The 7,084-nt window shown below is 70.7% G+C and carries 8 protein-coding genes; 7 read left to right on the forward strand and 1 reads right to left on the reverse strand.

Annotation, left to right across the window (positions count from 1 at the left end; translation table 11 throughout):
- Positions 1-6 precede the first annotated feature (6 nt).
- The 7 genes from OG917_RS22185 to OG917_RS22215 all read left to right on the forward strand — a co-directional run bounded on the left by OG917_RS22185 (position 7) and on the right by OG917_RS22215 (position 5,466).
- A complete protein-coding gene (locus OG917_RS22185; protein WP_328319353.1) occupies positions 7-945 on the forward strand; it encodes a type II secretion system F family protein in 939 nt (312 codons plus the stop codon).
- Positions 946-963: 18 nt separating this feature from the next.
- Entirely contained in the window at positions 964-1,854 is an 891-nt protein-coding gene (locus OG917_RS22190; RefSeq protein ID WP_328319354.1) for a DUF5936 domain-containing protein, read from the forward strand.
- A 357-nt stretch (positions 1,855-2,211) separates the two neighbouring features.
- Positions 2,212-2,442: a hypothetical protein gene (locus OG917_RS22195; protein ID WP_328319355.1), complete on the forward strand. Its 231-nt coding sequence runs from the start codon at positions 2,212-2,214 to the stop codon at positions 2,440-2,442.
- Positions 2,439-3,044: a pilus assembly protein TadG-related protein gene (locus tag OG917_RS22200; RefSeq protein ID WP_328319356.1), complete on the forward strand. Its 606-nt coding sequence runs from the start codon at positions 2,439-2,441 to the stop codon at positions 3,042-3,044. Before OG917_RS22195 ends, OG917_RS22200 begins: the two co-directional genes overlap by 4 nt.
- A 58-nt stretch (positions 3,045-3,102) precedes the next feature.
- Complete coding sequence (locus OG917_RS22205) at positions 3,103-3,648, forward strand: hypothetical protein (protein WP_328319357.1); 546 nt, start codon at positions 3,103-3,105, stop codon at positions 3,646-3,648.
- A gap of 3 nt (positions 3,649-3,651) precedes the next feature.
- Positions 3,652-4,290, forward strand: a complete 639-nt coding sequence (locus OG917_RS22210; RefSeq protein WP_328319358.1) for an OmpA family protein — start codon at positions 3,652-3,654, stop codon at positions 4,288-4,290.
- 303 nt (positions 4,291-4,593) lie between these two features.
- Entirely contained in the window at positions 4,594-5,466 is an 873-nt protein-coding gene (locus tag OG917_RS22215; RefSeq protein ID WP_328319359.1) for a DMT family transporter, read from the forward strand.
- Between the two features lie 19 nt (positions 5,467-5,485).
- Here the strand turns inward: OG917_RS22215 and OG917_RS22220 are convergent, their stop codons facing one another.
- On the reverse strand, positions 5,486-7,036 hold the full coding sequence (locus OG917_RS22220; RefSeq protein WP_328319360.1) for a hypothetical protein: 1,551 nt from the start codon (positions 7,034-7,036) through the stop codon (positions 5,486-5,488).
- Positions 7,037-7,084 lie beyond the last annotated feature (48 nt).

The raw sequence follows: 7,084 nt of genomic DNA on the forward strand, positions 1-7,084 counted from the left end.
AGCACCATGACCAACACCGCTCTGCTGGCGATCGGCGGCACGCTGCTCTGCGGTGTGCTCGCCGTCGCCGGTATCCATGTCTACGCCGCGGGAAGGGCCCAGCGCGAAGCTCTGGTCGACCGGCTCTCGTACAGCGGGCCGCACCCCGCGGGGCTCCGGGTCCGCCGCTTCGGCGGGGTCGACCGCAAGCTCCGCGGGACCGCCTACGGCAGACGGCTCCAACTGCGCCTCGCCGCAACCGGGCTGGATCTCACACCGGGCGAGTTCACCGGGTACGTCCTCGGCGGGGTCGCAGCGCTGTGGCTGATCGCCTCCGCGGCGCTCGCCCCGTTCTTCGGCCCGGTCGCCGGCATCGTCGCCCTCTGGGCGGGCAACACCTTCCTCAACTGGCAGCGCCAGAAGCGCATCGAGGCATTCATCAACCAGCTCCCCGAGCTGTCCCGGATCCTGGCCAACGCGACCGCCGCCGGGCTCGCTCTCCGTACCGCGCTGGGCATGGCGGCGGAGGAGCTGGAGGCCCCGGCGGGCGAGGAGCTGGCCACCGTCACCGCCCAGCTGGCGCTCGGCAGGTCGATCGACGAGACCCTGGGCGAGCTGGCCGCCCGGCTGCCCTCCCGGGAACTGGTCGTGCTCGTCACCACCCTGGTCCTCTCCAACCGCGCGGGCGGCACGGTCGTCGGCAGCCTGCGCAACCTCACCGAGACCCTGGAGGAGCGCAAGGAGACCCGGCGCGAGGTCGTCACGATGCTCTCCGAGGTCAACGCCACCGCGTACACGCTGCCGCTGCTCGGGCTCGGCGCCATGATCATGCTCAACTCGATGGACTCGGGCTCACTGGGCCGGATGACCGGCCACCCGCTCGGCCAGGCAGCCGTGCTCGTCGCGCTCGGCCTGTACGCCGTCGGGTTCATCGGCATGCGGCGCCTCGGCAAGATCGAAGTCTGAGGGGACGGGACGACAGCCATGATGGGACTGCTGCTCGCTCTCCTGCTCGGTGCGGCCGTCGCCGGGATCTTCCAGGGCGTCCGGATGTACCGCTCCGATGTGAAGATCCCCAGCGATCTCGCCGTCGCGCTCGAAGTGGGCGCCAGCCGGGTGGGCGGCGCCGAGGCGGCGGTCGACCGTGCGGGGATGCGGTTCGCGCCCGCCGTGCTCAGGGCGATGGGGCCCCGGGCGGTGGAGAGGAAGCGCCGCAGGATCGACGCGGCGGGCAACCCCGGGGGGCTGACCGTCGACCGGTACGCCGCCCGGCGCGCGGTGTACGGCATCTTCGGCGGCCTCGCGGGGCTCGCCCTGCTCACCAACGGCAGCTGGATCTTCGCCGTCTTCGCCTTCGCCTACGGGGCGTTCGCTGCCGACGCGACGATCTGGCAGGCCGTCCGCAAGCGCAAGGACATCATCGAGCGGACCCTGCCCGACTTCCTCGACGTGCTGGCCGTGGTCGTCAGCGCGGGCCTCGGGTTCCGGCAGGCGCTGGAGCGGGTCGCCGAGAAGTACGAGGGCCCCTGGGCGGACGAACTGCGCATCACACTGCGCCAGATGGATATGGGAGTCAGCCGCCGCCAGGCGTTCGACGAACTGCGCAGGCGCAACGAGTCCGAGCAGGTCTCGCAGTTCGTCAGCGCGCTCCAGCAGGGCGAGGAGCTGGGCGCGCCGATCGCGGAGACGCTCATCCAGATCGCCAACGACATGCGGCGCACCGACGCACAGAACTCCCGCCGCCGGGCCGCGAAGGCAATCCCGCAGGCCACCGTGGTCACGCTGATCACCATGGTCCCGGCCACGCTCATCCTGATCGTGACGAACATGTTCCTGGGCTCCACCACCGACTTCGGTTCGCTCTTCGGGAACTGACGGTGGCAGGGATGGCGAAGCCGTTGACGACAGCGAGAGGGGGGCCGGGGGTGGGATCCGGCCACTTTCTGTCAGCTGCTTCGAGGCCGCAACCCTTTGTGCCACTCTCTCCCCAGGGATATGACTTCGGGCCGAGGCCGAGGGAGGCGGAGGTCATGCACCGCACCGTCTCCGGCACGTGCGCAGCTCCACCCGAACCAGCACCGACAGCCGTGGAGCGCACGCGATATGGCTGGGAACGTCCGCGCGGGAGCCCGGCCGGCATGGCCGAATCCTTGCGCGGTGAGGGGAGGCGGGGCGCCGCGTACGGCAGCCCTGCCGCAGAGACGGAGTCGTACGTTCCCGAAGGGGCAGAGCATGGCGAAGGACATCACGCTCAAGGCGTATCTGGCACTCGGCACCTGGCGCGACACGGTGGTCTCCCGGATGCGCAGGGGGGCGGGGGACAGCGGCGCGAGCATCGTGGAGTACGGCGGGCTGCTGGTGATCGTGGCGCTGATTGTGGTGGCGGTGCGGGGGCTGGGGTTGCAGGGGATCATTTCGAGTGCGATCAGCAACGCCGTGGCCTCCATCACCGGGGGAAAGTGACCGGGCACCCCTTCCGGGCCGACCAGGGGCAGACGATCCTGATCTACGTAGTGGTGGTGGGCGGCCTGCTCTTCCTGGCCTTCGCCTACTTCGCCTTCGCTCAGGCCGCTGTCGCCCGGAACGGGGCTCAGTCCGCAGCTGATGCCGCGGCCCTGGCAGCAGCACAGGAGGTGCGAGACCAGATGGCCGACGGGCTGACGGGCGCGCTCGGCGGAGACGGCGACTGGGCGGCCTGGCTGTCAGGGGACCACGCGGTTCCCGGTACGGGGGATGCCGCAGCAGCACAGCTCGCGGGCGCCAACGATGCCACCCTCGACGGGCTCACACCGACCACCGTCCGAGGGCTCCCGGCTTTTGAGGCGAGCGTCACCACCCGGTTCACCGTGGGGAAGTCCGTCATCCCGGGCACGGAGAGCAGGCATGCCCAAGCGCACGCCGTCGCGATGATCGAGCCACGGTGCACGGTCATGCCGTCGGACGACTCGAAGCTGATCAAGTTCGACTGCGACGGCGGTCAGCATTGGAACATCGATCCGAAGAAGCTCCAGGACATTGAACTGCCCCGGGCGAAGGACCTGTTCGCCGTACACCTGGCGGAGTGAGGATGAGTGGCGGATGAGCATGCGGCGCACCTTGAAAGCCCGCGGGACATTGAGCGCCGTGGCGATCGCGGCAGGTCTGGCTCTCACTGTGACGGGTTGTGGAGGGGACAGCGGCAAGGAGAAGACGAGTGCGTCGTCGCCCACGGCGAAGGCCACGGGGGGCGAGGGGAAAGATCAGCAGTCCCCGGCCCCGTCCGGCGACAAAGTACTGGCCGATGTGAAGGGCGATGACGGGATCGCGCTCACCGTGACGTCGGCTGTCCGCGACTCCGGTGGCTTCGTCACGGTCAGCGGCAAGGTGACGAACGGCAGCGGCAAGATCTGGACTCCCACGTCCTGGGCCGGAGACGAGAGCGAGCTGGCGGGGAACTCGGCGTCGATGGCCGGTGCTTCTTTGGTCGACCAGACAGCGAAGAAGAAGTACCTCATCCTGCGGGACACAAGTGGTCGTTGCCTCTGCACCAAGTTCGTCGGGGCTTTCCAGGCGAGCGAGGAGCGTGCCTTCTACGCCCAGTTCCCCGCCCCGCCCGCCAGTACCAAGTCCGTGGAGTTCCAGATCGGCGACATGCCCCCCGCCACCATCGACATCTCCGACGGGCAGTGACCGATGAGACGACCCCGCCGCCACGCGGCCGCCCTCGCCGCCGCTCTCCTCATCACCGGGCTCTCCGCTACCGGGGCGCACGCCACCGGCCCCACCCCCAGCGCGCCCCCGGACAGTACGACGTCCTCGCCGCCGCCCACGATCGACCCGGCCGCCCCCGGGCTGCGGCTCGGTGACGGTGCCACGCTCGCGGCCTCCCACGTCATCGACATCAAGTCCGTCGTCGAGGACCTCGGCGGCGAGGAGCGCCGTGAGGACACCAACGCCGATGTGACGTTCGCGCTCCAGGCCGAAGTCCTCTTCGCCCGGGACAGCCCCACGCTCAATCCCGAGGCCCGGGCGCGTATCAAGGCCATCGCCGACGAGGCGCTGGCCCAGCACGCCACCAAGGTGCGCGTCTTCGGCTTCACCGACGACCTCGGGTCGTACGAGCACGGCAAGGTCCTCTCCAAGCGGCGTGCCGACTCCGTGCAGCAGGAGCTGGCCAAGTCGCTCGGCTCCGACGTCACGTTCGACATCCGGGGGTACAGCGAGGACTACCCGATCGCCTCGAACGCCACCGAGGAAGGCCGTACGAAGAACCGCCGCGTCGAGATCTCCTTCCCCCGTGGCGAGAAACCCGGATCCGGCGCCACCTCGTAGGCGGCTCGGCCCCGTCAGCGACGGAGGCCCGATCGAGAGGTGCGGCGGTCCGAATTCGGTTGCCAGGAGTACTGGCGTGCGGGCACTCTGTCGCGAGCCCCTTCCGGGCGTGCGATCCGGGCGTGAGATCCGGGGCGTGCGATCGGGGTGGTACGACCCGGGTCGCACGGGGGTCCGGCGCCTACGGGGGTGGGGCCGGCCCCCGCGCCCGGCAACCGCGCGGGAGCGGCACCAGAACCGCCGGCGGCGCGGCCGAACAGGGGAGATCCCCGTTTCGTAAATCCCGGCCTTCATCATGGACGGGTGATCAGTGTCCTCTTCGCCGTGCTCACCGCGCTCAGCAACGGCGCCGCCTCCGTGTTCCAGCGCCGCGCCGCCGCGAAGGTGCCCGACACCGAGGCGATGCACGCGTCCCTCTTCACCCATCTGGTCCGCCAGCGGGTGTGGCTGGCCGGGATCGGTCTGGTGATCGTCGCGGCCGTCTGCCAGGCCGTGGCGCTGGCCACCGGGCCGATCGCCGTGGTGCAGCCGATCTTCGTCATCGAACTGCCCGCGACCCTGCTGCTCGCCGGCCACCTCCTGCACGTACGGCTGCACCGCGGGGTCTGGTACGGGGTGGCCGCCGTCACCCTGGGCCTCGCCCTCGGCATGGCCAGTGCGGCCCCCGGCGGCGGTGGCGAGACCGTCGGCGGACTGGAGTGGATCCCGGCGCTCGTCCTCACCGGGATCTTCGAGGCGGTGCTGATCGGTGCGGCGCTCAAGACCCGCGGCAACTCCCGGGGCGCGCTCCTCGGGCTGGCCGCCGCCTGTGGATACGCGCTCACCGCCGCGCTCATGAAGGACGCGGTGGCACGGCTCAGCGATTCCGGCGGCTGGATCGAACTGTTCACGGCCTGGCAGCTCTACGGCACGGCCGCGGCGGGTGTGGGCGCGCTCTTCCTGCTGCAGAACGCCCTCCAGGCGGGCACCCTGGTCGCGGTCCAGCCCATGCTCACACTCGGCGACGCGCTCATCAGCATCCTGTACGGCGTGACCCTGTTCGGCGAGACCCTGCGGACCGGCTGGTGGCTGGTGCCAGAGCTGGGCGCACTCGGCCTGGTCGCCCTCGGCTGCGTCGAGTTGGCACGCTCCCCGCTGGCCTCCGGCACCACCGGCCCGCCGTCCAGGGTGACATGAACGGCCGGACCGGTGGGCGTCATGCCGTGCACTCCACCCGCACCGCCGACACCGCATGGTGGGCGTTGTCCCGGGAGGAGCTGCTCCAGTCGTCCCCGCGGTCGTGGAGCTTGACCGTCAGCAGCCCCCCGGTGATCTTGTACGTGGAGGCGCCGACCCACTGCCCGCGGTGGCTCACCTGCGTGATGGTGAAGCGGCCCAGCAGGGTGGCGTTCCCGTCCGTGCCGTTGTGGACGGTGTAGTACGAGGGCTGTCCGCCCACATGGCGGGCCACGCTGTCGTCCGGGATGTAGACGCTGACCTTGCAGCTCCCCGACGTCACCTTGCCGGTGCGGAAGACCCAGATGACGCTGTTGCCGGAATCCTTCGAACTGCTCCCGGACATCGGCATCGAACGGTAGCGGCCCGTGCAGCCGCCCGACGCGTACGAGCCGTCGTGGGTGGTCCACCCGTCCTGGTCGTCGGTGTACGCACCGCGTTCGGCGTACGTGACGGAGCTGCTGGAGCAGTGCGGGCCGCCGACCGCGGAGAAGACCGCGGCCGAATTGGTGGCAGACCGGTGCGAGGTGGCGCCACCGCCGTCGGATGAGGAGCCCGACGTCTCGTCGTCCTTCCCCTTGTCGGACGCGGAGTCCTTGCCGTCGCCCTTCGCGCCGTCGCCCGTCCTGCCGTCGCCCTTCTTGCCGTCGGCAGGCTTCTCCCCGGGGCCGCTCGCGCTGTCCGCCGACGCGGCCTCGGTGATCGGCGGCGCTCCCGCGTCGCGCGCCGAACCCTCCTTCTTCTTCGAACCCCCGGACCTCGACGCGCCGTTGGTGGCATCCGCACCGGGAACGTATCCGTCGGATCCCTGCCCCGGGTCGGTGTAACCGGCCGCCGCGTTCTTGGTGGTGTGCTTCGGGCCGTCGCCACCGGTGGCCGATGCGACGACGAAGGGGAGGGACAGCAGCACCACGCCCCCGATCGCGGCCGCCGCGACCATCGGCCGGGAGACCTTGCCGGGTGCCGGGCCCTCCTCCGTACCGGTTCCTCCGGGGCCGTTCCCGCCTGCTGCGCTCACAGCGGCGGTGGCATCGGAAGAGGTACGGGTGCGCGTACGGCTCCGGGTGAGGCTGCCCAGTACGGCGGTGAGTGCCGGTATCCCATGGGACGTTGAGGCTGCGGCGGTCGAGGCCGGGGTCGCGGTCGCGGTGGCGCGGGCGGGGGTGGCCGTGGTTTCCGGTTCGGTTGCGGGGGTCGCCGTGGTATCCGAAGGCGGTTCCGGAGAAGGTCCCGAGGCCGGTTCGGGCTTCTGGGCCTTCTCGGCCTTCTGTGGCTCGGCCTTCGCGGCGGCCACTGCCTCGGGAGCCGATTCGAGCGTCGTTGCCTTGCTCTCCGTCACGCGGGTGGCCGCGGGCACCTCCGCACCGATCACGCCACCGGCGAGCGTCGGGACATCCTTCGGCGAACCCCCGCCGGATTCCGTCACCTTCTCCGTCCCGGTCTGCGTACCCTTTCCCGGCGCCGCCGCCTCCTCGGACGTGTCCGCAGCAGCGGACACCTCGCTGTTCGACTCGGGTTCCGTGCTCGCCATGGCCACCTCGCCTCTCCTGCTTCTCGTACTGCTCTTACTGCTCATGTG

The sequence above is a fragment of the Streptomyces sp. NBC_00388 genome (genome assembly GCF_036061255.1).
Classification (GTDB): Bacteria; Actinomycetota; Actinomycetes; order Streptomycetales; family Streptomycetaceae; genus Streptomyces.

Coding starts and splice junctions, on each gene's coding strand:
- OG917_RS22190 (WP_328319354.1), top strand. CDS start 964: ATGATGGGACTGCTGCTCGCTCTCCTGCTCGGTGCGGCCGTCGCCGGG.
- OG917_RS22220 (WP_328319360.1), bottom strand. CDS start 7,036: ATGGCGAGCACGGAACCCGAGTCGAACAGCGAGGTGTCCGCTGCTGCG.
- OG917_RS22185 (WP_328319353.1), top strand. CDS start 7: ATGACCAACACCGCTCTGCTGGCGATCGGCGGCACGCTGCTCTGCGGT.
- OG917_RS22195 (WP_328319355.1), top strand. CDS start 2,212: ATGGCGAAGGACATCACGCTCAAGGCGTATCTGGCACTCGGCACCTGG.
- OG917_RS22210 (WP_328319358.1), top strand. CDS start 3,652: ATGAGACGACCCCGCCGCCACGCGGCCGCCCTCGCCGCCGCTCTCCTC.